The organism is Arthrobacter sp. CC3, assembly GCF_039907775.1.
GTDB lineage: Bacteria > Actinomycetota > Actinomycetes > Actinomycetales > Micrococcaceae > Arthrobacter.
Window position 1 is genome coordinate 1 of record NZ_JARCCY010000059.1, and the last position, 24,062, is coordinate 24,062.

Here is a 24,062-nt window from a genome sequence, read left to right on the forward strand (position 1 = left end):
CAATCCTCAAAAAAGTCGCCCGCGGCCGCGTCGCTCTCGAAGCCATCAAACAAAACTGAGACACACCACTAGTTGGGCTGGGACGCGGGTGCGCGAACCTAGGCCGAGAAGCCGCCGTCGGCCTTGATCAGCTGCCCGGACACCCAGCGGCCCTCGAGCGAGAGCAGGAACGCCACCGTTCCGGCCACATCGGCTGGGGTTCCGAGCCTCCCGCCGGGCTGGCGCCGGGCGAGCTCCTCGCGCAGCTGTTGGTCCATCCAGCCGGTGTCCACGGGGCCGGGATTGAGCACGTTTGCCGTAATGCCCAGCGAACCCAGCTCCCGTGCCGCGGCAATGACGGTGCGGTCCGGCGCCCCTTTGGACGCGCCGTACGGCAAGTTGAACGCTGTGTGGTCACTGGTCAGCGCCACGATCGCGCCGCCGTCGTGCGCCGCCTGCCGGGCAAAGCCAGCGATCAGCTGCCAGCTGGCCCGGGTGTTCACGGCGAAGTGCCGTTCCCAGCTTGCCAGGGAGGTGTCCAGGATGCCGGAGTCCACGGACTCGGCGTGGCTGAGCACCAGCCCCTGCAACGTGCCCGCCTGCTCCGCTACCGACTCCATGAGCCGGTCCACGGCCTGGGGATCCTCCAGGTCCGCCGGCAGGGCAAGCACGCGGGCGCCGGTGGCTTCCAGCTCCGCTGCGAGGCGTTCGACGTCGTCCGGCTGGACTCCCCAGGGCATCCGGGAGTCGTAGTCCTGCCAGTACGTCAGGACCAGGTCCCAGCCGTCGGCAGCGAGGCGCCTGGCGATGCCGGCACCGATTCCGGCGAGGCGGCCGACGCCCGTCACCATTGCCGTCCTGTTCATGCGGGCACGTCAGCCAGGGAACCACGCCGGAGCACCACGAGCCAGCAGGCCAGGATGGCCGCGGCGCAGAAGACGCCGGCGCTGGAGGCCATGAGCCAGGGCTCGGGCACCTGGAAGTCCAGGTTCTCCGCTCCCAGCGCTTCGCCGATGCTCTTGGGCGAAAAGAAGAACACGATAATGGATGCCCCGAGCACACCGCCCATGACCCAGCGGGTTGCCCGGTAGCGGTGCGGTGTCTCGCGGAGTGTCCAGGCGAAAGCCGGAAGCACGGCGGCCATCCAGACCCAGTGATGGGACCAGGAGACGGGGCTGATGAGCAGCATGGTGAGTGCCGTCGCGGAAATCGCCACCACGCGGGCGCCCTGGTCGCTGGCAGCCTTGATCACCAGGGCACCCGCGCCCGCCACCAGCAGGCTGAGCAGGAGCCAGGGAACGGTGACGCCGGCTTCGGGAACCCCGAAATGCAGCAGCGCGCCCTTGATCGAGAGGTTGTCCACATAGCCTGCCCCGCCGATCCTGGACGTGTCGGGGAGGATTTCCAGCCAGAACGTGAACGACTCCGCCGGGCGGACCAGCCAGCCCAGCAGCACGGTGAACGCGAACCCGCCGGCCATGTTGAAGAGACCGCGCCAGTCCTTGCGCACCAGGAAGTACAAGCCGAAGACCAGCGGCGTCAGCTTGATGCCGGCGGCCATGCCCACCAGGAAGCCGCGGCCCGGGAAACCCTGGTTCCAGCGCTGGTTCCCGGCCAGGAGGTCGGCGGCCATGAGCCCCATGAGCAGGATGTTGATCTGGCCGAACGCCAGTGTCTCGCGCCAGGGGCCTAGGTTGATGACGGCGAGCAGCAGGATAACGGCGCCCCACCGGTTGCGGGTTGCCTTGAACCCGGCGCCTCCGAAGGTGCTGCGCCAGTCCTGTTTGGCGCTCCAGTACCTCACGCCGCGCACGGCGACCCACACAGCAACGGCCGCCCCGGCGGCGTTGAAGAGCATCAGGGCGGATTCCTCCGGCAGCCTGGCCAGCAGGCCGAACAGCAGCGCGGCGAACGGCGGGTACGTGAAGGGCAGCTCCGGCCCTCCGGCCCAGCCCACGGTCCTGCTGTAGAGGTCCGACGGCGACTGGCCGGCTTCGTTGAGGATCTTGCCGCCGTGCCAGTAGACGCTGAAGTCCAGGCCCTGCTCGCCCCAGGCGTCAAGCCTTGAGGACATAAAGACGGCAGTAGCCAGGATGGCCAGCAGCGTCACCAGCTCCCCGGGGATGCCCAGCACCAGCCGGCTGCGATACCACGCTGCGGTGCTTGGAGCGGCGGTTCCTGGTGCGGTGGTCCCCGGCGCTGCGGTTCCCTTGCCGGCGTCGAGCTCTTTTTCGGCGTCGAGCAGTGCCATCCGTGTCCCCAAACATTTGTTCCTGCAGAGCGGCGCCACTGTAGGCGCGTTGAGCGCGTATCGCGATGTTGTGCCGGCTGACTCGCGCCGGATCAGGCGCGTCCTCCCCACATCCTACTGAAGCAGCGGGCCCGTCCCCTGTTACGCAGCCCCGGCGTGGCACCCCACGCAGTGCTCAGTGCTCAGTGCGCAGCGGTCAGTGCTCCGCAGCCCTGGCCTCCACCAGGACCGGTTCCCGCGCTCCGGCGTCCTTGCGGATGGTGGCGCTGATGACGGCGGCAATGGTGCACATGGCGGCAGCGCCGAACCAGGCGTAGGTGTACTGGCCGGTCGCGTCACGGATGGCGCCGGCGGCCAGTGCGGCGGCGGCCGCGCCGAGCTGGTGGGCGGCGAACACCCAGCCGAACACCACACTGCCGTCGGCGCCGAAGACCTGGCGGCAGATGGCGGCGGTGGGCGGAACGGTGGCCACCCAGTCCAGTCCGTAGATCACCACGAACACGATCATGCTGGGCTGGACCGTGGCGCTCAGCAGCAGCGGCAGCACCAGCAGTCCGATGCCGCGGAACTGGTAGTACACCGCCAGCAGGATCCGCGGGTTGAAGCGGTCTGTCAGCCAGCCGGAGGCGATGGTGCCCACGATGTCGAAGATGCCGACGACGGCGAGCAGGCCCGCCGCGGTGGTCTCCGCCATGCCGTGATCGTGCGCGGAGGGGATGAAGTGGGTGCCGATAAGCCCGTTGGTGGTGGCACCGCAGATCGCGAAGCCGGCCACCAGTGCCCAGAATGTCCGGACCTTGCTGGCGCGTTTGAGCACCTGGAGTGCGCGGATTGCCGCGTTCCCGGCGGGGGCTGCGGCTTCCCCCGGCACAGTTGAACCAGTCTCGGGTGAACCAGTCGCGGTTGACCCCGCCGCCGGTTCGGTGACCTGTTCCGCGGCGTCGGCGCCGTAGGGCAGCACACCGGCGTCGGCGGGTGAGTTCTTGAGGAATTTGAGCACCAGCGGCACCACCGCGAGGGCGCCGGCGGCGATGAGCAGTGATGCCTGCCGCCAGCCGGGGTCCTGCGCGAGCATGGCGATGAAGGGCAGGAAGACCAGCTGCCCCGCGGCGCTGCCGGCCGTCAAAATGCCGATCACCAGGCCGCGGCTCTTGCTGAACCAGGTGTTGGCGATGGTGGCGGCGAAGACCAGGGCCATGGACCCTGTGCCCAGTCCGATCAGCAGCCCCCAGGTCAGCAGGATCTGCCACGACTGGTTCACCAGCACGGTCAACGCACTGCCGGCGCCGATCAGCACCAGTGCCACAGAGGTCACGGCGCGGATGCCGAACCGTTCCATGAGCGCGGCGGCGAACGGCGCGGTGAGGCCGAACAGCACCAGGTTGATGCTGACGGCCGCGGAAAGCACCGTGGTGGACCAGCCGAATTCGTTCTGCAGCGGCACCATCAGGACGCCGGGGGCCGCCCGGAAGCCGGCGGCGCCCACCAGTGCGAGGAACGCAACAGCGGCCACAATCCACGCCGGGTGCAGCTTGCGGCGTGTCCGTTTGCCGGGTGCGGGCTGCAGGGCTGTCTCGGGGGCGTTCATGCTGCGGGTCCGTTCTGTGAAAGTGCGTCGCGGGCGGGAGGCGGGGCGGCGGTGGCAAGGCGGACCGGCTCCGGCGTTCGGGTGAGGCTGTGCCAGCTGGTGTTTTCGGCCGTGAGCCGTTCGCCGCAGGCGGTGCAGCTGTCCGCGGAGGTGGTGCGCTGCCCGCACCTTGTGTGGATGACAAACATATGAGCCTGTTCGGACGGCGCCGGGAGGTGCTTTTCGGCCCAGATCACGACGGCGTTGAGCACCGGCAGGGCGTCCTCACCCTTCTCGGTGAGCACGTATTCCTGCCTGGTGCGGCCGCCGTCGTCGTACGGTTTGCGCTCCAGCAGCCCGGCGTCCACCAGGCCCGCGAGGCGTTTGGTGAGCACGGAGTCGGCCACCATCAGCCGATTCTTCATGGCGTCGAAGCGGCCGTTGCCGAAGAAGACCTCGCGGAGCACCAGCATGCTCCAGGGGTCGCCAAGGATGTCCAGGCCGCGCGCCATGGCGCAGGTGCGCTGGGACCAGTCAGAACGGAGTGCCATGCAGGCAACCGTAGCTGACTTTCTTGAAGAAAGCTAGGGTCGAGGGCGGAGCGCGGCCCTCGAGGGCCGGTATGCGAGCGCCCAATAGGCAAGCATCGCGATGCCGCACACTACGCCCAGGCTGGACACGGTGAGTTGCCACTGCGTCTGCGGGTCCTTGCCCCATTCGGCGGCACCGGCCCAGACGGCCAGGTTCTTTGGCGTCATGTAGAAGGCGATGGTGGAGAAGACCACGATGACCCAGCCCGCAGTGCGCATCCTGCCGTTTCGTGAGGGCACGCGGTGCATCGCGAAAGCCATGCTGGGCAGTGCAACAGCAACCCAGACCCAGTGGTGCGACCAGGAGACCGGGCTGATCAAGAGCATCAGGACAGCGGTGGCGGACACTGCAATGAAGTTCTCGTCAGCGTCCACGGCCCATTTGATGACCAGGCCGGCGAGAACCACCAGCGCCAGCGAGAGGCCCAGCCACACCAGGCTGGTCAGTGTCGAATCCGGCATGCCGATGTGCAGCAGCAGCCCCTTGACGGACAGGTTGTCCACGTATCCCGGACCGCCGATCCGCCCGGTGTCCGGCAGGATCTTGGTCCAGAAGGTGAGCGACGCATTCGGCAGCACCGCCCAGGACAGCGCAATGGATCCGAAGAAGCCGGCGGCCATCCAGCCCAGCGCCTTGAAATCGCGGCGGACCAGGAAGTACAGGCCGAACGCCAGCGGGGTGAGCTTCACGCCGGCGGCCAGACCGATCAGCAGTCCTGCGGGCCAGCGGATTTCGCCCGCACGGGATTTCCCGTACAACGCGAAATCAGCCAGGATCACGCCCATCAGGATGATGTTGATCTGGCCGAAGACAAACGTGTCCCGCCACGGGCCCAGGAGCAGGATGGCCCCGGTTCCCACCAGGGCGGTGGTCCTGAAACGGTAGTCCGCGAAGGCCGCGCGCCATGTCCTCATGCCGAAGTAGTGCCGGGCCAGCCAGCCGGCCACCACCGCGGCGCCGGCCAGGGCGGCACCGATGAAGAGCATGCTGCTTGCGCCAAAGTCCATGGTGGCCAGGGCGGCAAAGAGCAGCGCGGCGAATGGCGGGTACGTAAACGGCAGCCCGTCCCGCGGTGCGTAGAGCTCGTTGACACCGCCTTCGCCAGTTTCCAGAACGCGGCCGCCGCCGTAGTAGTAGACCTCGAAGTCGTTCATGAACGGCTTGTAATCCGTGTACAGGAACCATACGGCGATGGCCAGGGCCAGGGCGCCCGCCGCCGTCGCGAGCCAGCCGCGGGTGGTGGGCGATACGGCCCGAAGCGAGATGGTCACCGGCTGCTAGCTGCCCGTCCCGATGAAGGTGAAGGCGTGCTCCAGGTCCGCGATGAGGTCTTCCACGTCCTCGATGCCGCAGGAGAGCCGGATCAGGTTGACCGGAACAGCCAGCTCGGTGCCCTTGACGGAGGCGTGTGTCATTTCGGAGGGGTAGTTCATGAGCGATTCGATGCCGCCGAGGGATTCGGCCAGGGTAAACACCGAGGTGTTCTCCGCGACCCTTCGGGCCGCGGCTTCGCCGCCCTTGAACTGCACGGAGATCATGCCGCCGAACTTCTTCATCTGCTTCTTCGCGAGCTCGTGGCCGGGGTGCGAGGGCAGGCCCGGGTAGAGCACAGCCTCCACTTCAGGACGCTCCAGCAGCCATTCGGCCACTGCCTGGGCGTTGTCGCTGTGCCGGTCCATCCGGACGCCGAGGGTCTTGAGCCCGCGGGTGGTGAGGAAGGCGTCCATCGGGCCGGACACCGCACCAACGGCGAACTGGACGAAGCCGATCTTCTCGGCGAGCGTGGCGTCGTTGACGACGATCGCACCGCCGACGACGTCGGAGTGGCCGCCGATGTATTTGGTGGTGGAGTGCACCACGATGTCGGCGCCCAGCGCCAGCGGGGTCTGCAAGTAGGGGGAAGCGAAGGTGTTGTCCACCACCAGGAGGGCACCGGCGTCGTGCGCCAGCTTGGCCAGGGCGGCGATGTCGGTGATCTTCATCATCGGATTGGACGGAGTCTCCACCCAGACGAGGCGGGTCTTGTTGGCCGCGACGGCTTTCGCGACGGCGTCGAGGTCCGCCATGTCCACAGGCGTGTTGCCGATGCCCCATTCGCCCAGCACGCGGCTGATCAGGCGGTAGGTTCCGCCGTAGGCGTCGTTGCCCAGCACAATGTGGTCCCCGGGCCGGGTGAGGGCACGGATGAGGGAGTCCTCCGCGGCCAGGCCGGAGCTGAAGGAGTACGCGTGCGAGCCGCCTTCCAGCGCGGCCAACTGCTCCTGCAGGGCGTCGCGGGTGGGGTTTCCGCCGCGGCCGTATTCGTAGCCGTCACGAAGCCCGCCGATCCCGTCCTGGGCATACGTGGAGCTGAAGTGCAGCGGCGGCACAACGGCGCCGGTCCGCGGCTCGAAGGCCTGGCCGGCGTGGACGGCGCGGGTGTTGAAACCTTGGTTTTCAGAAACAGACATTGAAGGTCCTTTCATACGGTGTTGGGGCTTGTCGAGTTCCGGGTTTCGACAGGCCCAAGCACCGGAAATTAGTTGCTGAGGTAGGCGAGCAGGTCGTGGCGGGTCAGGATGCCCACGGGGGCGCCGACGAAGGTGACCATCACGGTGTCGACGTCGGAGAGCAGTTCGCGGGCGGCGGAGATGGTCTCCAGGGACCCGATCACGGGCAGGCGCTCCCCCATGTGTTCGGAGATCTTGTCGGTCAGCTTCGCCTCGCCGCGGAACAGCTTGGAGGTCAGGCTCCGCTCGTCCACGGCGCCCAGCACTTCGCCCATGACCACCGGCGGCTCCTGGGACAGGACCGGGATGTGGGAGACGCCGAACTCGTTCATGATGTTGATGACGTCGCGGACGGTCTCGTTCGGGTGGATGTGCACCAGCGCCGGAAGTTCACCGGTCTTCGACTTGAGCACCTCGCCGACGGAGGCTTCCTCGCCGCCGGACAGGAAGCCGTAGGACCGCATCCACTGGTCGTTGAAGATCTTGGCGAGGTATCCGCGGCCCGAGTCGGGCAGGATCACCACTACCACGGCGTCCTCGGGCAGGTCCTTGGCCACCTGGAGGGCGGCCACTACGGCCATGCCTGAGGAACCGCCCACCAGCAGGCCTTCTTCGCGGGCCAGCCTGCGGGTCATCTCGAAGGACTCTGCGTCGCTGACGGCAATCACGGCGTCCGGGACGGCCTTGTCGTAGTTCGCCGGCCACATGTCCTCACCGACGCCCTCCACGAAGTAGGGGCGGCCGGTCCCGCCGGAGTAAACCGATCCTTCGGGGTCGGCACCGATGATCCGGACGCGTCCGCCGTCGGCCTCGGCACGGTTGGCGGACACCTCCTTCAGGTAGCGGCCGGTTCCGGTAATGGTGCCGCCGGTCCCGGCGCCGATCACGCAGTGCGTGACCCGGCCGTCGGTGTCGCGCCAGATTTCGGGACCAGTGGTCTCGTAGTGGCTGCCGGGCGCGGCGGGGTTGGAGAACTGGTCCGGCTTGTAGGCGCCGGGGATTTCGGTGACAAGGCGGTCCGAAACGCCGTAGTAGCTCTGCGGGCTGTCCGGGGCGACGGCGGTGGGCGTCACCACTACTTCGGCGCCGTAGGCCTGCAGGACGGCGCGCTTGTCCTCGCCCACCTTGTCCGGCACCACGAAGACGCACCGGTACCCCTTCTGCTGGGCCACAAGGGCGAGCCCGACGCCGGTGTTCCCCGAGGTGGGTTCAACGATGGTGCCGCCAGGGAGCAGCTTTCCGTCCCGTTCGGCCTCCTCAATCATCTTCGCCGCGATGCGGTCCTTGATGGATCCGCCCGGGTTCAGGTATTCGACCTTCGCCAGGACGGTGGCTTTGATGCCGTCGGTGACGTGGTTGAGCTTGACGAGCGGCGTGTTGCCGATGAGGTCCAGGACGGACTGGGCGTACTTCATAGGTACAAAGTTACCGTCTCGGGACCGCTGCACCCGTTTTGGCTCCCGGCCGCACCCCTGAGCGGCGGGTGCGCAGGAGTTGCCCTGAGCGGCGGGTGCGCAGGAGTGCGCCCGAGCGGCAGTGCGCGGGAGCGCGCCTGAGCGGCGGTGCACGCGCTCGGCAGGCGCGGGTGGGACGATGGGGCAGTGCATCGGTTTGCGTGGCTGACAAAAATCAAGAGTTACCTCCTGCCGGGAGCCACGCTCGCGGCAGGCATAGCCGCCCTTGCCGTGGGTGCCCTCCCAGAGCCTGCCTTCGCTGAACTGGCGGACCGCACCGTTCCCATCCTGTCCTTCGTGCTGGCAATGTCACTCGTCACCGAACTCCTGGACGAGGCCGGCCTGTTCCGGGTGGTGACGGACCGTCTGGCTGCCCTGGGCCGCGGCCGCGTTTTCATCCTGTGGCTCCTGGTTATTGCGGTGGCCACTGTCTCCACGGTGTTCCTGTCCCTGGACACCACGGCGGTGCTGGTGACTCCGGTGGTGGTGCTCCTGGCTGTCCACGCCCGCATTCCGCCCCTGCCGTTCGCCCTGACCAGCATCTGGCTGGCCAACACGGCCTCCCTGCTGCTTCCGGTGTCCAACCTGACCAATCTGCTGGCCCAGGACAGGCTCGGACTCAGCCCCCTGGGATTCGCCGGCCTTGTCTGGGCGCCTGCCGTGGTGGGACTGCTGGTTCCCCTCGCCCTGTTGTGGCTGGCATTCCGCAAGGACCTGCGCGGAAGGTACGGGCCGCAGCCGGTTCACCGTGTCCGGGACCGCGGCCTGCTGCTGTCCGCTGCTGCCACGGTGCTGGTGCTGCTGCCCGCACTGGTGTCCGGAGTGCCGGTGCAGTACCCCGCCATGGCTGCCGCGGCCTTCCTCCTGGCAGTCTTCCTGCGGCGACGCCCTTCCGCGCTGCGGTGGTCCATGGTTCCGTGGCGTCCGCTAATGCTGACGGTGGGCCTGTTCATGCTCGTGGAGGCACTCCACGCCAATGGCCTGACAGAACTCCTGGCGGGGGCGGCCGGATCGGGCGACAGCCTGCCCGCCCTCCTGCAGCTGGCCGGACTGGGCGCGGGTGCCGCCAACGCGGCGAACAACCTCCCCGCCTACCTGGCCCTGGAACCGGTGGCGGGATCGCCTGTGCGGCTCGCCGCCCTGCTCATCGGCGTAAACCTCGGCCCGCTGGTCAGTCCGTGGGCGTCCCTGGCCACGTTGCTCTGGCACGAGCGGCTCCGGGCGCTGAACGTCCGGATCAAATGGGGTGGATTCGCGCTCGCAGGCCTGGTAGCCGTGGCGCTGACGGTTCCCTTGGCTGTCGTGGCGCTGTGGACGGTCTCAGGCATGAACTGAGGGCATGCCAGACGGGCATGCCCCACGGGATGCGCTGAGGCGCTACGCTCCGATGTCGTTCGCTGCGGCGTCGGAGCTGCCGGCAGGATTGGAACCGGGTTCGGCGTTCTGCCACAGGCCCACGATGTTGCCTTCGCTGTCTTTGAAATACGCGTTCCATCCCATGCCCGGAACCTCCATTTTGCCCCGGTGGACCGCACCGCCCAGGGCCGCGATCTTCTCCAGCGCCGCGTCAATGTCCTCGACGTCAACAGTGACAACCGGGGCGGTCAGGTCCCCGCGCCTGAACAGCCCGCCGTTGATGGACCCGGGAACAGCGGGCCTGCCCGTTTCGTCCATCGGCGTCGTCGTGGCAAGGCTGTATTCCATCTCGGGCATGACCTGAAATTCCCACCCGAAAGCGGATGTATAGAAGTCCCGTGCGCGGTTTTCGTCGTCCGCGGGGATCTCGAAGTGCACCACTCCTCCGGCCACTGTTCTCACCTGGTATTCCACAGTCCGGCCCCACAGGGCCAGGCGCGGGCGGTCCGCGCCACAACTGGAGTCTAGGCCCGGGCACACCTGCCGGGCAGGGCCGTTTGGCCTTGCCCGCTTCCGGCACTGCTGATTCCGGCACTGCTGATTCCGGCACTGCTGTTTCCGGCACTGCTGTTTTCCGGCGCTGCGGTTTTCCGGCGCTGTCAGCCCCGCGTGGGACGATTGTTCAATGACCATCGCAGACGTCCCCGCCGGCCTGGCCGCCGCGGCGGACGCCTCGCTGCGGTGGCATCCCGGCGGCCCCTTCAGCATGCTGCAGTCCCTCGGAACACTGATGCGCGGCAACAGTGATCCGGCTTTTGCCTCGGGGCCGGACGGGCTCTGGATGGCGTTCACGACGGCGGGGGGCCCCGTGTCCCTGCGTCTGTCCACTTCCGGGGACCCCCGCGAACCGGCAGTCGACGTTCAGGCCTGGGGCCCGGGTTCCGAGGAGGCCGTGGCCGCCGCGCCGCGGCTGCTGGGCAGCGGGGACGACTGGTCCGCTTTTGACCACCCGGAGTTCCATGCCACGCTCCCCCGGATGGTGGTGGAGGCCCGACGCCGGAACCTGGGGCTGCGGCTCCCGGCCACCGGCCGGATGATTGACTCGCTGGTGCCCACCATTCTTGAGCAGAAGGTCACGGTCATCGAAGCGCGGCGGGGTTACCGCTACCTGGTGTACCGCTTCGGCACCGCGGCGCCGGGCGCGGGCACGGCCGCACCCGCAGGGCTTCGGCTTCAGCCCACCCCGGAGCAGTGGCTGCGGGTCCCGTCATGGGAGTGGCACAAGGCCGGTGTGGGACCGCAGCGTTCGGCAACGGTCATGCGGGCGCTGCGTTCCGCCGTCGCCCTTGAACGCCTGGCGAAGGTGCCCGCTGCGGAAGCATCGGCCAGGATGCAGACCATTCCGGGCATCGGCATCTGGACCACGGCGGAGGTGGTCCAGAGAACCCACGGCTGCCCGGACTCCATCGCGGTGGGCGACTACCACCTCGCGGCCTACGTGGGAGCCGCGCTGACCGGGCGGAGGACTGATGACGCCGGGATGCTGCAGCTGCTGGCGCCGTGGCAGGGACACCGTCAGCGGGTGGTGCGGATGATCGGCCTCAGCGGCTTCCGGAAACCCACGTTCGGCCCCCGCATGACCATCCAGGACCACCGCCAGCACTAGACCCACAGACCGCGAACCACAGAGGCACGGACTACGGCGGCGCGAACCACAGACCGCGGACGGGCACTTGCGGCCCGCTCCTGTGGACGCCCCCGCCGGACGGGTATAGCGTGGCGCCATGGCGTCCGGCAGCCGGAACGCCGGTGACCCGCAGCCTGGAGCACACCGTGATTCACACCCGGAAACTCACCAAGAACTTCACGGTCAAGAAGGAAACCATCGAGGCCGTCAAGGGCGTCGACATCGACGTCGCCCCGGGCGAACTCGTGGCCTTCCTTGGCCCCAACGGCGCGGGCAAGTCCACCACCCTGCGGATGCTGACCACGCTGCTCCGGCCCACCTCGGGCACGGCGACTGTAGCCGGCGTCGACGTAACGGCAGACCCGGCCGGGGTGCGGGCCCGGATCGGCTACATCGGCCAGGGCAACGGCGGCGGCCACAGTTTCCGGGTGATTGACGAACTGGTCATGCAGGGCCGCTTCTACGGGATGAACACCACCGATGCCGCGGCCCGCGCCCGGGAACTCCTGACGTCCCTGGACCTGGCCGACCTCGCCAAACGCACGGTCATCAAGCTCTCCGGCGGGCAGCGGCGCCGGATGGACGTGGCCCTGGGCCTCATGCACTCACCGCACCTGCTGTTCCTCGACGAACCCTCCACCGGCATGGACCCGCAGAACAGGGCCAACCTGTGGGAACACATCATGCGGCTGCGCGCCGAGCACGGGACCACCGTCGTCCTCACCACGCACTACATGGACGAGGCCGATTCGATGTCCGAGCGGGTCATCGTCATCGACCACGGCCGGATCATCGCCGACGACACAGCAGCCCGCCTCAAGGCCAACCTGGCCGGGGACCTGCTGGCCGTGGAGGTGGCGGCCGGGGCAGCGGCAGGCGTCCGCGGGCTGCTGGGGCGCGCCGCCGCCGGCGGTGACGTCCAGGAAAACACGCACGACGGCGTGGTCAGCTTCCGTCTCCGGCTCACCGAAGGCGCCCGGCTGGCGCCCGCCTTGCTGAAGGAAATGGACGACGCCGGCGCTCCCGCCCAGTCCCTGGAGCTCAAACCGCCCACCCTGGACGACGTGTTCCTCGAGTTGACCGGCCGGAACCTCAGGGAAGGAGCAAACCGCTGATGACCGCCCAGCCAGTTCCGGAGGTCCTGAAGAAGCCGGGCCTCGGCCGGGTCCTGCATGACACGAAGTACGTGTTCTGGCGTGAGATGCTGCTGCCGCTGCGCGACCCCTTCTCGCTGGTCTTCTCGCTGCTCCAGCCCCTCGTCTTCCTGGGACTGTTCGGCCCGCTGCTCGGCTCCGCCGTGGGCGCGCCGGCGTTCGGCGGACAGTCCACGCTGCAGTGGTTCCTGCCCGGCGTGGTGGTGATGATTGCCCTCTTCGGGACGTCCATGACAGGCTCCAACCTGCAGTACGAACTGATGACGGGCTCGTACGAGCGGATCCTCGCCACGCCGCTGTCCCGGTCATCCCTGATGATCGGGCGGGCCCTGAAGGAATGGGCGCCGCTCGTGGTGCAGGGCTTGCTCATAGCCCTCGTCTGCATCCCGTTCGGCTTCGTGTTCCATCCGCTGCACGTGTTGTTCGGGCTTGTTGTCCTGGGCATCTTCGGTATCGGGCTTGGCGCACTGTCCTACTCGCTGGCCCTGGTCTCGCAGAACAAGGAGTGGATCTTCTGGGGAGTGCAGCAAACGCTGCTGTTTCCGCTCATGATCCTTTCCGGCATCATGCTGCCCATCGAAGCGGGTCCGGGCTGGATGAAGGTGGCCAGCCAGTTCAATCCGCTCACCTACCTGGTCAACGCCGAGCGGGAGCTGTTCGCGGGCAACGTCGGCGCGGACACGCTCCTGGGACTCATCGCCGCGGCGGTGACTGCCGCCGTCGGACTTGTGGTGGGAGTCCGTGCGATCAACCGCAACATCAGCTAGGGGTCACAGTCCCAGCCGGGCCACGGCCTCCTGCCGCATCTCCACCTTCCGGATCTTTCCGGAAACGGTCATCGGGAAGCTGTCGCGGACCTCCACGTAGCGCGGGATCTTGTAGTGGGCCAGCCTCCCCCGGCAGAACTCGGCGACGGCGGGTACGTCCAGCGGCTCCGCGCCGGGCTTGAGGATGATGCAGGCCATGAGTTCCTCACCGTACTTGGCGTCGGGGACGCCGATCACCTGGACATCCTGGATCGAGGGGTGGGTGTACAGGAATTCCTCGATCTCGCGCGGGTAGATGTTCTCGCCGCCACGGATCACCATGTCCTTGATCCGGCCCTCGATCACCACGTACCCGTCCTCGTCCATGCGGGCCAGGTCGCCGGTGTGCATCCAGCCGTCCGCGTCAATGGCCTCGGCGGTCTTGTCCGGCTGGTTCCAGTACCCCTTCATCACCGCGTAGCCGCGGGTGCACAGCTCGCCGATCTCCCCGCGCTCCAGCACGCTGCCCGTCACCGGGTCAACTACCTGGCTCTCGAGCTGCGGCATGGTCCGGCCGACGGTCTCCGTGCGCTGCTGCATGGTGTCCCCGGCCCGGGTCATGGTGGACACCGGGGACGTTTCCGTCATGCCGTAGCAGATGGCCACATCCGTCATGTTCATCTCCGTGATGACCCGGTTCATCACCTCGATGGGACACGGGGACCCGGCCATGACGCCGGTGCGGAGCGTGGACAGGTCGTACGAGGCGAAGTCCGGCAGCGCGAGTTCGCCGATGAACATGGTGGGCACGCCGTACAGGGACGTCCCGCCGAAGTCCTGGACCGCTTCCAGCGCCGCCGCCGGAGTGAAAGAGCGTCCCGGAATGATGGTGGCCGCGCCGTGGCTTAGGGCGTTGAGGTTCCCGATCACCATCCCGAAGCAGTGGTAGAAGGGCACCGGAATCACCACCCGGTCCTGCTCCGTATATCCCAGCAGCTCTCCGATGGAATACCCGTTGTTCAGGATGTTGCGGTGTGTCAGCGTTGCGCCCTTGGGGAACCCGGTGGTGCCCGAGGTGTACTGCAGGTTGATGGGGTCGTCCGGGTCCAGCCCCGCCAGGCGGGCCTTCAGGACGGAATGCCCGACGTCGTCTGCCCGCTTGAGCAGCTCGGCATACGTCATTTCCGCCTCAGTTTCAGGATCCCCCGCCTGCAGCTGAGGCTGGCCGCCGTCCGGCAGGAAGACAAGTTCCTTCAGTTCCGGGCATTCGGCGAGGGCATGCCGGGCCATCCCGGTGTAGTCGCTGCTCCGGTCCGACGGTGCCGCCACCAGCATCCTCATGCCGTTCTGCCTGACCACGAACTCCAGTTCATGGCTCCGGTACGCCGGGTTCACGTTGACGAGGATCGCGCCGATCTTGGCCGTGGCGTACTGCAGGATGGTCCATTCCGCGCAGTTGGGACTCCAGATGCCGATCCGCTCCCCCGCCGCGACGCCCCGGGCGAGCAGCGCGCGGGCCAGCCTGTCGACGTCGTCGTTCAGTTTGGTGTAACTCCACCGGCGGGCATCGGCGCCGGGGACGGGAGCCGCCTCAATCAGGGCGTCGTGGAACGGAAAGCTGGCCACGATCCGCTCGAAGTTCTGGCCGATGGTCTCGTCAAGCAGCGGGACGTCAGTGTCCCCGGCTGTATAAGCGCGCATGCTGGCACGCTACCAACAGACCACCGGTAAAAGAAGCGTAAGGGACGCGAAAAACTAGGAAGCCCTACAAAATATTTCGGGACGGCAGGCCGCGGCCCGGTAGGGTGAAACGCATGAGTGCACCGATTGACCTGAAGGCAACGTTCATCCCCAACGACGGCGAATTCTTCCGCGTGAAGCTCGCCCTCGAAATCGCGATCGACGAGGTGGTGAATGAGCCCGGCTGCATCCGGTATGAACTGACGGAGGCCACCGAGGAAAAGCTGGTGCTGACTGAGCAGTGGGCCTCGGAGGAGGACCTGGCGAAGCATTCCAAGGGCACCGCCGTCCAGGACCTCAACGAGTCGCTGAGCGCGCTGCTGGCCGAACCTGTCAGGCTCGAACGGCTGTAGCGCCCGCCGCCTTCCTGAACTACTTCCCGAACAAAACAACGCGGGGCCGCTTCGCCGGCATGAACCTTGGGTTCATCGGCTGAAGCGGCCCCGCGTTGGATTTTAAGTCATTGTGCAGCGGGGTTTTAGGCCTCGGGAATCTGCGTGCCGTCCTGCTTGCCGGCAGCCGCGGCCGCCTCAGCCTGCGAGCGTGCCACGTGCGCGTGGACTTCTTCCATGTCCAGTGCCTTGACGGCGTCAACCACCTGTTCCAGCTGCTGGGCGTTCAGCGCGCCGGGCTGCGAGAACACCAGCACCTTTTCGCGGAAGGCCATCAGCGTGGGGATGGACGTGATTCCTGCCTCGGCGGCCAGCTGCTGTTCGGCTTCGGTGTCCACCTTGGTGAAGACGACGTCCGGGTGCTTCTCGGATACTGCGGAATAGGTGGGTCCAAACTGCTTGCAGGGACCACACCATTCGGCCCAGAAATCAACGAGGACGATGTCGTTGTTCTCGACGGTTGATGCGAACTGTTCACCTGTAATGTCTACGGTAGCCATGGGTCAACGGTACGCGAGCCGCCCGGTGATGTCCCGATCGTTTCGCTCATGGCACACCTCCTGGCGTGCGAGCGTTATCGCCCGGCGCCCGCGTCCCGGCCCCCGCGTTCCGGCCCCCACGTCCCGGCGCCGCGCCAGCTGCAAGGCTTCAGTGCCAGACGTGGGGGGCCTCGCGGCGGGAGCCGGGCAGCGCGTTGGTTTCGCGCCACTCGTGGATCCACTCCGGCAGTTCGAGTCCGGCCGGCGGCTCGCCGAACTCCCGGAAGATCTCTTCCTGGCTGACCGGTTTCCCCTTGCTGACCAGCCTCGTGGCAATGTAGGCGCGGGCATAGATTTCGCCGTCCGCCACCATGCGCTGCTCGAAGTAGATGGCCTTGGTGTCCAGCCCGATGATGCGGGTTTCGATGGTGTACTGCTGCCACAGCTGCAGGGACTTCCGGAAGGCGATGGTCTCCCCCGCGGCCACGGGCGACCAGCCACGCCGGCGCATCTTCTTCCAGGTTCCGCTCCGCGCCATGAGGTCAAACCGGCCCAGATCCATCAGCGAGAAGTACATCCCGTTGTTGACGTGCATGGCGATGTCGATGTCTGTGGGCAGTACGCGCAGCTGCAGCGAGGAGCTGCCCCAGATACTCAGGGGCAGCCTGCGGGAAGAAGTGAAAAGGAGCAGGAGTGTTCGCAAGAGGAGGTGCATGAACCCATGTTACCCACCAGTAACATCAGTGGCCAAGAGCCGCCGCCCTTAGGATTTCAGCATGACGCAGCAACGCTACAGGGACATCGCCGAGTGGCCCCTGATGGGAACCGCACTCGTTTTCCTGACTGCCTACGCCTGGCAGGTGATCGGCCACATCGAAGGGCGGCAGGCCGACGTCCTTGAAGGCGTCATGTGGATCACCTGGGCTGTCTTCGCTGCCGACTATGCCGCCAACCTGTGCCTCGCGGACAACAGGAAGCGCTGGTTCATCCTCAACCTGCACGAGCTGCTGATCGTTGCCCTGCCGTTCTTCCGGCTGCTCCGGCTGGTCACCCTGCTCTCCGTTCTGCACCGGACGGTGGGCGAGACCCTTCGTGGCCGCGTGGTCACTTACGTGGCCGGCTCCGCTGTCCTGCTGGTGTTCGTCGGCGCCCTGGCCGTCCTCGACGTCGAACAAAACGCCCCTGACGCCAAGATCCTCACATTCGGGGACGCCGCCTGGTGGGCCATCACCACCATCACCACAGTGGGCTACGGGGACCTCTTTCCCGTCACCCCGATTGGCCGCATGGTTGCCGCGGCCCTGATGATGAGCGGCATCGCAGTGCTGGGTGTGGTCACGGCCTCCATTGCTTCCTGGCTGGTGCAAAGGGTCGAGGAAAACACGGAAGCGGCGGTGGAATTGGCCGAACTTCCCGTCCGCGCGGACGTCCGCGAACTGCTGGTGGAAGTGGCCGCCCTGCGCCAGGAATTGGCGGAACTGCGCCGCGAACGCCAAAACGAGACTTAATTCCCCGCAGGGAGTGCGAATTCCAGAAAGGCAGTCATCGGACATCCGGATCCACTGACTGCCTTTTTCGTGCAATCAATCCAAACGGGTGAATTAGATAAACCATCAAGATTCCGTCAATATTCTGCATTAGCCCCCCGGGCGAACTAATTAACCAGCCAGGCCGCACCCACGTATGCAAGGCGCCCGCTGGCCCTGGATGGCGGGAAAGTACAGGGATACCTGCGTCGGGGCGAGTAGCCTTCCGCCCCTTTGCGAGTGTTCCCGCCGTCGAATAGCGAAGCCGTTAAGTACGCACCGCACGGCCGCGGGTGCCGCGCACAAATAGTCGGGTAATTCCCACTCGTGCAGTGATTACACCTCATTCATAGACTCGATATTCCTAGGGAAAGCAGCATTCCGGAATTACACATGACCACCACGTGGGCATGGGTCTAATCACTCGGCCTCCGAAATTACTCAACGTTTCGGCAGGTCACTTCATGCGCCTCCATGCAACGGCCGCACTATCACGCGGCCGGCTTCCGGCGCACCGCCACCTTGGGGCCCGCTGTCCTGTTGACCCCAAGGCAATTGACTCTCGGGGGGAACCGATGGATCAAAACGAGCTTTACTCCGGGGGCAGCTCACCTGCCCCAACCACCACAAAAAGTAGCGCCACCGCCACCAGGCTGAGGACACTGCTGGCCGCGGGCGCCGTAGTCACCGCAGTCGCATTGACTGCCGTCGGCTACTCCGCCGCAGCGCAGACGTCCCGCGTCAGCGACGCCCAGGCAGTGACGGCACCCGCACCAGAAGCAGACAAATCCGCAGACAGGCCGGCGACAGCAGGTGCGGGGACGCCGGAGGCGGCCGTCGCCGCCGCCCCCGAAGCCGCTGCGCCGCCAGCCCCGGCCGCCGAACCGGCACCTGCCCCGGAACCGGCTCCAGCCCCGGCTCCGGCTCAGGAAGAGTCCAACCTGTACACCGTGGCAGCCGGCGACACCGTGGGGGCCATAGCAGCCCGCTTCGGCGTCGACATGAACGCCATGCTGGCGGCCAACGGCCTGGGCGTGTACTCACCGATCGTGCCCGGGCAGGTGCTCAAGCTGACGGGACCCGCCGTCGCCGCACCGGCACCCGCACCCGCGGCTGCTCCGGCACCAGCGGCGGCGCCCGCCCCGGCCCCGGCGCCAGCCCCCGCTCCGGCACCTGCCCCGGCTCCTGCCGTCCGCACGATCTATGTGGCGGGTGCCGGCGGCCAGTCCATGGTGGACGCCTGCATCGGCCCCATCCATTTCACCCCGACCGATGCCTACGCCCTTTTCATCACGGAGCACGAGTTCTGCGGCGGCTGGGCACGGTTCTCGGGGATCGGAGTGGGCGAGACTGTCAGCATTCCGGGCTACGGGACCTACACCGTAGTCGGACGCGGACAGGTGCCGAATCCGGGCACCACCAACAATGTCTCTGCGATCTTCGGCGGCTTCCCGCGGGTCATCCTGCAGACCTGCATCCCGGGAACCAACCAGATGCTGGTGATCGGACTCAACTAGGGTCCCCTCAACCAAGGGTCCTAGGCTTGTCCGCGGCTCCGAACCTTCAAGGCCGGGAGCCGCGGACAAGGCTCTGCCGGAAGGCGGCCCTGGCCCATAAGGTCCAAGCGCTTAAACAGAAAAGTCTCCGGAACCTGGTGGTTCCGGAGACTTTTCCTTGGGTGGCAGATGAGGGATTCGAACCCCCGTAGGCGTTGCCAGCTGATTTACAGTCAGCCCCCTTTGGCCGCTCGGGTAATCTGCCGAACTTCAAAAGAAGATCACTCGCGGCTGCTATGTTCAGAACGGCTGTTTCCAGTCCGTTTCGCTTCCAGTAACCGCGGGCAAGACAACTTTACAGAACTTCTGCCGAAGAATCGAATCGAGCCGCGAAGGCCGCCAAATACCCCGGAATTCCGCCAAAAATCAGGCTTCACCAAGAATGCGTCCGGCCAGTTTCGCTTCGAACTTCGCAGCCTGCTCCTCGGTGATCTGGTTCAGCTGCACCGCCCGCATCAGATCCGAGTGGACGCCGTCCAGCCGGGAAGGAACGTCTGCTACGGGGCTCAGGATGATCGAGGCGGCCACCGCGGCGGCTGCGACGGAGGTGGCTGCGGTGGCGAGCGTGGTGGCGGCCGCGGCAGTCGAGCGGGTGACGTAGCGGACGGCTTTCTGGTGCATGGCGGGTTCCTTCCGGGGCAACTCTTCCAACACCTCCAACTCTGGGGCCCAAGACTTCGTTCCCGCCATGTGTCCGCTATGAGGAAACTGTGAATCGGGCGGAGCGGACCCGGGCCTTCACTTGGACGCCATCCGTACTAGGCTGGAATGCAGACAGTACCGCCCCTGAAGGGGCATCCAGGCGATCAGCAGGAGGACAGTTATGGCAGGCGAATCCACATTCGACGTCGTCAGCAAGGTAGACAAGCAGGAAGTTGCCAACGCGCTGAACCAGGCGCAGAAGGAACTGGCCCAGCGCTACGATTTCAAGGGCGTTGGCGCAGAGGTCGATTTCAGCGGTGAAAAGATCCTGATGAAGGCCAATTCCGAAGAGCGCGTGCTCGCCGTCCTGGACGTTCTGCAGTCCAAGCTCATCCGTCGCGGGATCTCCCTGAAGTCGCTGGACACCGGCGAGCCCTACGCATCCGGCAAGGAATACCGGCTGGAAGCCTCCATCAAGGAGGGCATCGCCCAGGACCTCGCCAAGAAGATCAACAAGCTGATCCGCGACGAGGCGCCGAAGTCCGTCAAGTCCCAGATCCAAGGCGATGAACTCCGGGTGACGTCCAAGTCCCGCGATGATCTCCAGGCCACCATGGCCCTGCTGAAGGACTTTGACGAGGCCGACCTGCAGTTCGTCAACTTCCGCAGCTAGACCGCGCCCGCCGTTTTCGACGCGCAAAAATCCACACGCCACGCAAAAAGGCTGGCGACACCGGTATACGGGTGTCGCCAGCCTTTTTGCGCGTCGGAAGTACGACGGCGGCAGCTCAGCCGAGCGGTCCGCGCGCCATCAGTTCCAGCCGGGCGATGCGGTCCTGCATGGCCGGATGCGTTGCGAACATCCTGCTCATGCCGCCGCCACGGAACGGGTTGGCGATCATCAGGTGCGAGGTGTTCACCAGTTTCTGGTCCTGCGGGAGCGGCACCATCTGCACGCCCTGATGGATCTTGCGCAGGGCTGAGGCGAGCGCCAGCGGATCGCCGGTGAGCGCGGAACCGTCCTCGTCGGCGTCGTACTCCCTGGTCCGGGAGATGGCCGACTGGATCACCATCGCCGCCAGCGGGGCAAGCAGGGCCATGGCGAGCATCGCGAACGGGTTGGAGTTGCGCCGGTCCCCGCCGCCGAAGAACAGCAGCATCTGCCCCACCGAGGTGATCACACCGGCCACGGCCGCAGCCACGGACGACGTGAGGATGTCCCGGTTGTAGACGTGCATGAGCTCGTGGCCCAGCACGCCGCGAAGCTCGCGGGTGCTCAGCAGCCGCAGGATGCCTTCGGTGCAGCAGACCGCGGCGTTCTGCGGGTTCCGTCCGGTGGCAAAGGCGTTCGGCGCAGGCGTGGGCGAAACGTAGATCCGCGGCATGGGCTGGTTGGCCTTGGCCGAGAGCTCACGGACAATCTGGTAAAGCTGGGGGGCCTGTTCCTCGGTGACGGGGTAGGCCTGCATGGACCGGAGCGCGATCTTGTCGCTGTTCCAGTACCCGTAAGCTGTGGTGCCCACGCCCACCAGCGCCATGATCCAGATGGGGGTGGTGCTCCGCGTGCTGCTGCCGATCACGGCGCCCAGCCCCAGCAGCACCGCCCAGAGCACCCCGAACAGCGCCGCGGTCTTCAGTCCGTTGTGGTGATTATGCACTGTGCCTCCTGACGAAGTTCCCCCGTTGTTCCTGACTAACGTGCCGCTACGGAACGGGGTTCCGCGCGTCGTACTTCAGGAAACCGGACTGCCAGCGTGCCACCGCCCAAGCCACGGCGATGCACAACAGGCCGCCCAGCAACAAAACCCAACCTTCACTCAAAAGTTTAGTGCCGCCGCCGGCCAGCATGTCGCCGATCCTCGGGCCGCCTGCCACCACTACCACAAACACGCCCTGGAGCCGCCCGCGCAGGTGGTCCGGCGTCGCTGCCTGAAGGATGGTGGTACGGAAGACGGCGCTCACGGAATCCGAAATGCCGGCCAATGCGCAGCAGAGCGCGGCGGGCAGCAACCACCACGTCACACCGTCCACCCCGGAGCGTCCGGCCAGTACCACCACCAGCCCGAAGCCGGCGATGGACGCACCCCAGCCCATGACGGACCACACCACCGCGCCGCCCTGCCGCCGGATACCGCCCAGCGGCCCGGAGAACAGCCCGGCCAGGAACGCACCAACAGCCGTGGACGCCAGGAGCACGCCCACGGTGGCTTCGCCGCCCCCGATCATCACCGCGCCGATCGCCGGCATCAGTGCCCGCGGCTGAGCGAAGATCATGGCCACGAGGTCGATCACGAACGTCATCCGCAGGTTCGGGCGGGTGCCCAGGAAACGGAAACCCTCGACGACGGAACGGAGGCCGGCGCGGTGCGCCTCCTTGCCCGGCGGCATGGGCGGCAGCTTCAGCAGTGCCCAGAAGGCAAACACGAAGCTCACCACGTCCAGCGTGTAGGTCCAGCCGAAGCCGACCCACGCCACCAGAACGCCGGCCAGGAGCGGACCGGCCGTCATGGCCAGGCCGAAGCTGATCATGCTCAAAGCGTTGGCCGCCGGCAGCAGTTCCTTGCGGACCAGCATCGGGATGATGGCGCTGCGGGCCGGCTGGTTGATGGCCTGCGCGCCGCTCTGCACGGCCACCAGCACGTACAGCAGCCACACGTTCCCCACCTCCAGCCAGGCCTGTGCGGCCAGCGCGGCCGTGGTCAGCCACAGCACGCTGGTCGCCAGGAGGGCCACCCTGCGGCGGTCGTGGGCATCGGCGATGGAGCCGCCCAGCAGTCCGCCCAGCACCAGGGGAACCAGCGCGAAAATACTCAGGAGGCCCACGTAGAGGCTGTCCTGCGTCAGCCGGTACACCTCCAGGCTCACCGCAACCAGGGTCAGCTGGCTGCCGAGGTTGGAGACGGCGGATCCGAGCCAGAGCCGGCGGAAATCGGGGCTTTCGCGCAGCGGGGTGAGGTCAGCCAGAAGTTTTGCCACTGGGCAACTCTAGCCGCGGGCGCCTGCGGAACCGGGGCTCCCGGGTGTTTACCTTGGCCTTGATAGTCTCGGGGTGAGTCCCGGGCGGGAATCACCACGGTGGAGGGAGTGCGCATGCAGTTGTCCAGGCGGCTGCTTTTCGGCTCGTCGGTCTGGGAGGTCACCCGGCCGCGCACTCCGCTGACTTCCGGCCACCTGATGATCCGCCTCAGCGATCCGGCAACGGCCCTGGACCACCGATCGGCGGCCGACTGGCTGCGCTGCCACAATGCTGCCCGCAGGGCATTGGCCGACGTCCTCGGCGCTGATACCTGCACCCTGCTCTTCGCACACCGCTGGCATGCGCTTGGTGCTTCGATCGGCGAGCCGGCGGCGGAATCCTCCACCCCCACGTTCCACCTTTTCGGCCGCTGGGACGGTGAACCGGTCACCCCGGCGGAACAACTCTCCCTGCCTGCGCAGCGCAGGAAGCCCGCGTCGGACCAGGACCTGGACAAGTACGACGCCGGCCTGCGCACCGCGTTGCTGAAGGCGGCAGCTTCAGCGGCACGCCCGGAGGCGAGCCCGGATTCCGGTGCGCCGCTGCCCGCCATCCGCACATGGCCGCCGTCGACCCCGGCAGGGTCCCACCACACGGTACTGTCCCCGGAGCGGCCCCTCGGGTCCGTGGAGGATGTGGCCCCGGCGGAACTACTTGCGCTGGCCGCGGCGTTGGAAGGCCTGGCGCTTCGCCAGGCCGTCGCCGGCCTCAGTTGCATCGTGCCGGATACCGCCGTCACCGACGGGCGCCTGGAGCTGCACACGCTGGGCCGCTCCGCCGGTGAAGCCGTGAACCCCTTTGAAATGTTGCTCCATTCTCCGGAGATTAGCCCCGCCTTATTGTGATTTAGTCATAATAAGTGCTTGAATGGGGCTATGACAGTTCACGAGGCCGGCCAGGATGCATGGGCAGCCGCCCTGCGCGCCCACGGCCGCCGGGTGACCAAACAGCGGCTGGCGGTCCTCACCGCCGTCGAACACCACCCGCACTCGCCGGCCGAAAGCATCCTTGCCGCCGCCCGTGAGGAGCTGCCTGAGATGACCGCGCAATCCGTGTATGTAGTCCTCGGGGACCTCACGGACCTGCACATGCTGCGCCGGTTCGAACCGCCCCACTCCCCTGCGCTCTACGAGACGCGGGTGGGCGATAACCACCACCACGCCATCTGCATCAGTTGCGGGCGCGTGGAAGACGTGGACTGCGCCGTGGGCCATGCGCCCTGCCTCACGCCGCACTGGGACGAAAACTCCGAGCCGATGACCATCCAGATCGCTGACGTTATGTATCAGGGCATCTGCCAGGACTGCCAGCGCACCCAAAAGCTACCCGCCGAACGAAACTAAGCAACAAACCCAACCAAAGGAGAAAGATGACCTTGAACATCTCTGCGCCCGCTGTGTCCACCACACAGTCCGGTGCTCCCGTCACGTCCGATGC

The 24,062-nt window shown here is 66.8% G+C and carries 24 protein-coding genes and 1 tRNA gene; 10 read left to right on the top strand and 15 right to left on the bottom strand.

The window, feature by feature from the left end:
* Positions 1-98 precede the first annotated feature (98 nt).
* From PV761_RS22010 to PV761_RS22040, 7 genes are all read right to left on the bottom strand, one after another.
* Positions 99-845, bottom strand: coding sequence for an SDR family oxidoreductase (locus tag PV761_RS22010; protein ID WP_347899722.1), 747 nt, complete (start codon positions 843-845; stop codon positions 99-101).
* Complete coding sequence (locus tag PV761_RS22015) at positions 842-2,230, bottom strand: glycosyltransferase 87 family protein (protein ID WP_347899723.1); 1,389 nt, start codon at positions 2,228-2,230, stop codon at positions 842-844. The genes PV761_RS22010 and PV761_RS22015 overlap by 4 nt, the downstream gene beginning before the upstream one ends.
* Positions 2,231-2,426: 196 nt before the next feature.
* Positions 2,427-3,818 carry an MFS transporter gene (locus PV761_RS22020; RefSeq protein WP_347899724.1) on the bottom strand — a complete coding sequence of 464 codons (1,392 nt, stop codon included), beginning with the start codon at positions 3,816-3,818 and terminating at the stop codon, positions 2,427-2,429.
* A complete protein-coding gene (locus tag PV761_RS22025) occupies positions 3,815-4,348 on the bottom strand; it encodes a helix-turn-helix domain-containing protein (RefSeq protein WP_347899725.1) in 534 nt (177 codons plus the stop codon). The genes PV761_RS22020 and PV761_RS22025 overlap by 4 nt, the downstream gene beginning before the upstream one ends.
* A 33-nt stretch (positions 4,349-4,381) precedes the next feature.
* Positions 4,382-5,659, bottom strand: a complete 1,278-nt coding sequence (locus PV761_RS22030) for a glycosyltransferase 87 family protein (protein ID WP_347899726.1) — start codon at positions 5,657-5,659, stop codon at positions 4,382-4,384.
* A gap of 6 nt (positions 5,660-5,665) precedes the next feature.
* Complete coding sequence (locus PV761_RS22035) at positions 5,666-6,838, bottom strand: cystathionine gamma-synthase (RefSeq protein ID WP_347899727.1); 1,173 nt, start codon at positions 6,836-6,838, stop codon at positions 5,666-5,668.
* A 68-nt stretch (positions 6,839-6,906) separates the two neighbouring features.
* Complete coding sequence (locus PV761_RS22040; RefSeq protein WP_028269662.1) at positions 6,907-8,292, bottom strand: cystathionine beta-synthase; 1,386 nt, start codon at positions 8,290-8,292, stop codon at positions 6,907-6,909.
* 186 nt (positions 8,293-8,478) lie between these two features.
* Here PV761_RS22040 and PV761_RS22045 point away from each other — a divergent pair, with 186 nt between their 5' ends.
* Positions 8,479-9,666, top strand: coding sequence for an SLC13 family permease (locus PV761_RS22045; RefSeq protein WP_347899728.1), 1,188 nt, complete (start codon positions 8,479-8,481; stop codon positions 9,664-9,666).
* A gap of 42 nt (positions 9,667-9,708) precedes the next feature.
* Here PV761_RS22045 and PV761_RS22050 read toward each other — a convergent pair whose 3' ends face one another.
* Positions 9,709-10,140 carry a VOC family protein gene (locus PV761_RS22050; RefSeq protein ID WP_347899742.1) on the bottom strand — a complete coding sequence of 144 codons (432 nt, stop codon included), beginning with the start codon at positions 10,138-10,140 and terminating at the stop codon, positions 9,709-9,711.
* Between the two features lie 232 nt (positions 10,141-10,372).
* On the opposite strand from PV761_RS22050, the gene PV761_RS22055 reads away from it, so the two are divergent.
* The 3 genes from PV761_RS22055 to PV761_RS22065 all read left to right on the top strand — a co-directional run bounded on the left by PV761_RS22055 (position 10,373) and on the right by PV761_RS22065 (position 13,295).
* A complete protein-coding gene (locus PV761_RS22055; RefSeq protein ID WP_347899729.1) occupies positions 10,373-11,353 on the top strand; it encodes a 3-methyladenine DNA glycosylase in 981 nt (326 codons plus the stop codon).
* A 167-nt stretch (positions 11,354-11,520) separates the two neighbouring features.
* The gene (locus PV761_RS22060) at positions 11,521-12,489 is read left to right on the top strand and encodes an ATP-binding cassette domain-containing protein (protein ID WP_347899743.1); all 969 of its coding nucleotides are present in this window, start codon (positions 11,521-11,523) and stop codon (positions 12,487-12,489) included.
* A complete protein-coding gene (locus PV761_RS22065) occupies positions 12,489-13,295 on the top strand; it encodes an ABC transporter permease (protein ID WP_028269667.1) in 807 nt (268 codons plus the stop codon). Before PV761_RS22060 ends, PV761_RS22065 begins: the two co-directional genes overlap by 1 nt.
* A gap of 3 nt (positions 13,296-13,298) precedes the next feature.
* Here the strand turns inward: PV761_RS22065 and PV761_RS22070 are convergent, their stop codons facing one another.
* On the bottom strand, positions 13,299-14,975 hold the full coding sequence (locus PV761_RS22070) for an AMP-binding protein (RefSeq protein WP_347899730.1): 1,677 nt from the start codon (positions 14,973-14,975) through the stop codon (positions 13,299-13,301).
* A gap of 113 nt (positions 14,976-15,088) precedes the next feature.
* On the opposite strand from PV761_RS22070, the gene PV761_RS22075 reads away from it, so the two are divergent.
* Entirely contained in the window at positions 15,089-15,367 is a 279-nt protein-coding gene (locus PV761_RS22075) for an antibiotic biosynthesis monooxygenase (RefSeq protein ID WP_347899731.1), read from the top strand.
* 125 nt (positions 15,368-15,492) lie between these two features.
* On the opposite strand, the gene trxA is transcribed toward PV761_RS22075, so the two are convergent.
* Both trxA and PV761_RS22085 read right to left on the bottom strand, forming a co-directional pair.
* Positions 15,493-15,906, bottom strand: coding sequence for a thioredoxin (gene trxA / locus PV761_RS22080; protein ID WP_209742968.1), 414 nt, complete (start codon positions 15,904-15,906; stop codon positions 15,493-15,495).
* Between the two features lie 148 nt (positions 15,907-16,054).
* Entirely contained in the window at positions 16,055-16,600 is a 546-nt protein-coding gene (locus tag PV761_RS22085; protein ID WP_347899732.1) for an acyl-CoA thioesterase, read from the bottom strand.
* Between the two features lie 61 nt (positions 16,601-16,661).
* Here PV761_RS22085 and PV761_RS22090 point away from each other — a divergent pair, with 61 nt between their 5' ends.
* Entirely contained in the window at positions 16,662-17,393 is a 732-nt protein-coding gene (locus PV761_RS22090; RefSeq protein ID WP_347899733.1) for a potassium channel family protein, read from the top strand.
* Between the two features lie 593 nt (positions 17,394-17,986).
* Positions 17,987-18,928, top strand: coding sequence for a LysM domain-containing protein (locus PV761_RS22095; protein ID WP_347899734.1), 942 nt, complete (start codon positions 17,987-17,989; stop codon positions 18,926-18,928).
* A 162-nt stretch (positions 18,929-19,090) separates the two neighbouring features.
* Here PV761_RS22095 and PV761_RS22100 read toward each other — a convergent pair.
* Together PV761_RS22100 and PV761_RS22105 are read right to left on the bottom strand one after the other, a co-directional pair.
* A tRNA-Tyr gene (locus PV761_RS22100) sits at positions 19,091-19,172 on the bottom strand.
* Positions 19,173-19,333: 161 nt separating this feature from the next.
* Positions 19,334-19,588 (bottom strand): hypothetical protein, encoded by a 255-nt coding sequence (locus PV761_RS22105; RefSeq protein WP_347899735.1) that lies wholly within the window; start codon positions 19,586-19,588, stop codon positions 19,334-19,336.
* Positions 19,589-19,790: 202 nt separating this feature from the next.
* Between PV761_RS22105 and PV761_RS22110 the strand changes: the two genes are divergently transcribed.
* Entirely contained in the window at positions 19,791-20,282 is a 492-nt protein-coding gene (locus PV761_RS22110) for a YajQ family cyclic di-GMP-binding protein (RefSeq protein WP_003804256.1), read from the top strand.
* Between the two features lie 115 nt (positions 20,283-20,397).
* On the opposite strand, the gene htpX is transcribed toward PV761_RS22110, so the two are convergent.
* Both htpX and PV761_RS22120 read right to left on the bottom strand, forming a co-directional pair.
* Positions 20,398-21,267 carry a zinc metalloprotease HtpX gene (htpX, locus tag PV761_RS22115; protein ID WP_347899737.1) on the bottom strand — a complete coding sequence of 290 codons (870 nt, stop codon included), beginning with the start codon at positions 21,265-21,267 and terminating at the stop codon, positions 20,398-20,400.
* Between the two features lie 46 nt (positions 21,268-21,313).
* Positions 21,314-22,585: an MFS transporter gene (locus tag PV761_RS22120; protein ID WP_347899739.1), complete on the bottom strand. Its 1,272-nt coding sequence runs from the start codon at positions 22,583-22,585 to the stop codon at positions 21,314-21,316.
* Positions 22,586-22,699: 114 nt separating this feature from the next.
* Here PV761_RS22120 and PV761_RS22125 point away from each other — a divergent pair, with 114 nt between their 5' ends.
* Together PV761_RS22125 and PV761_RS22130 are read left to right on the top strand one after the other, a co-directional pair.
* Complete coding sequence (locus PV761_RS22125) at positions 22,700-23,470, top strand: hypothetical protein (RefSeq protein ID WP_347899740.1); 771 nt, start codon at positions 22,700-22,702, stop codon at positions 23,468-23,470.
* Between the two features lie 30 nt (positions 23,471-23,500).
* On the top strand, positions 23,501-23,968 hold the full coding sequence (locus tag PV761_RS22130; RefSeq protein ID WP_028269678.1) for a Fur family transcriptional regulator: 468 nt from the start codon (positions 23,501-23,503) through the stop codon (positions 23,966-23,968).
* Positions 23,969-24,062 lie beyond the last annotated feature (94 nt).

Coding starts and splice junctions, on each gene's coding strand:
- PV761_RS22010 (WP_347899722.1), bottom strand. CDS start 845: ATGAACAGGACGGCAATGGTGACGGGCGTCGGCCGCCTCGCCGGAATC.
- PV761_RS22015 (WP_347899723.1), bottom strand. CDS start 2,230: ATGGCACTGCTCGACGCCGAAAAAGAGCTCGACGCCGGCAAGGGAACC.
- PV761_RS22020 (WP_347899724.1), bottom strand. CDS start 3,818: ATGAACGCCCCCGAGACAGCCCTGCAGCCCGCACCCGGCAAACGGACA.
- PV761_RS22025 (WP_347899725.1), bottom strand. CDS start 4,348: ATGGCACTCCGTTCTGACTGGTCCCAGCGCACCTGCGCCATGGCGCGC.
- PV761_RS22035 (WP_347899727.1), bottom strand. CDS start 6,838: ATGTCTGTTTCTGAAAACCAAGGTTTCAACACCCGCGCCGTCCACGCC.
- PV761_RS22040 (WP_028269662.1), bottom strand. CDS start 8,292: ATGAAGTACGCCCAGTCCGTCCTGGACCTCATCGGCAACACGCCGCTC.
- PV761_RS22055 (WP_347899729.1), top strand. CDS start 10,373: ATGACCATCGCAGACGTCCCCGCCGGCCTGGCCGCCGCGGCGGACGCC.
- PV761_RS22065 (WP_028269667.1), top strand. CDS start 12,489: ATGACCGCCCAGCCAGTTCCGGAGGTCCTGAAGAAGCCGGGCCTCGGC.
- PV761_RS22070 (WP_347899730.1), bottom strand. CDS start 14,975: ATGCGCGCTTATACAGCCGGGGACACTGACGTCCCGCTGCTTGACGAG.
- PV761_RS22075 (WP_347899731.1), top strand. CDS start 15,089: ATGAGTGCACCGATTGACCTGAAGGCAACGTTCATCCCCAACGACGGC.
- trxA (WP_209742968.1), bottom strand. CDS start 15,906: ATGGCTACCGTAGACATTACAGGTGAACAGTTCGCATCAACCGTCGAG.
- PV761_RS22085 (WP_347899732.1), bottom strand. CDS start 16,600: ATGCACCTCCTCTTGCGAACACTCCTGCTCCTTTTCACTTCTTCCCGC.
- PV761_RS22090 (WP_347899733.1), top strand. CDS start 16,662: ATGACGCAGCAACGCTACAGGGACATCGCCGAGTGGCCCCTGATGGGA.
- PV761_RS22095 (WP_347899734.1), top strand. CDS start 17,987: ATGGATCAAAACGAGCTTTACTCCGGGGGCAGCTCACCTGCCCCAACC.
- PV761_RS22105 (WP_347899735.1), bottom strand. CDS start 19,588: ATGCACCAGAAAGCCGTCCGCTACGTCACCCGCTCGACTGCCGCGGCC.
- PV761_RS22110 (WP_003804256.1), top strand. CDS start 19,791: ATGGCAGGCGAATCCACATTCGACGTCGTCAGCAAGGTAGACAAGCAG.
- PV761_RS22125 (WP_347899740.1), top strand. CDS start 22,700: ATGCAGTTGTCCAGGCGGCTGCTTTTCGGCTCGTCGGTCTGGGAGGTC.
- PV761_RS22130 (WP_028269678.1), top strand. CDS start 23,501: ATGACAGTTCACGAGGCCGGCCAGGATGCATGGGCAGCCGCCCTGCGC.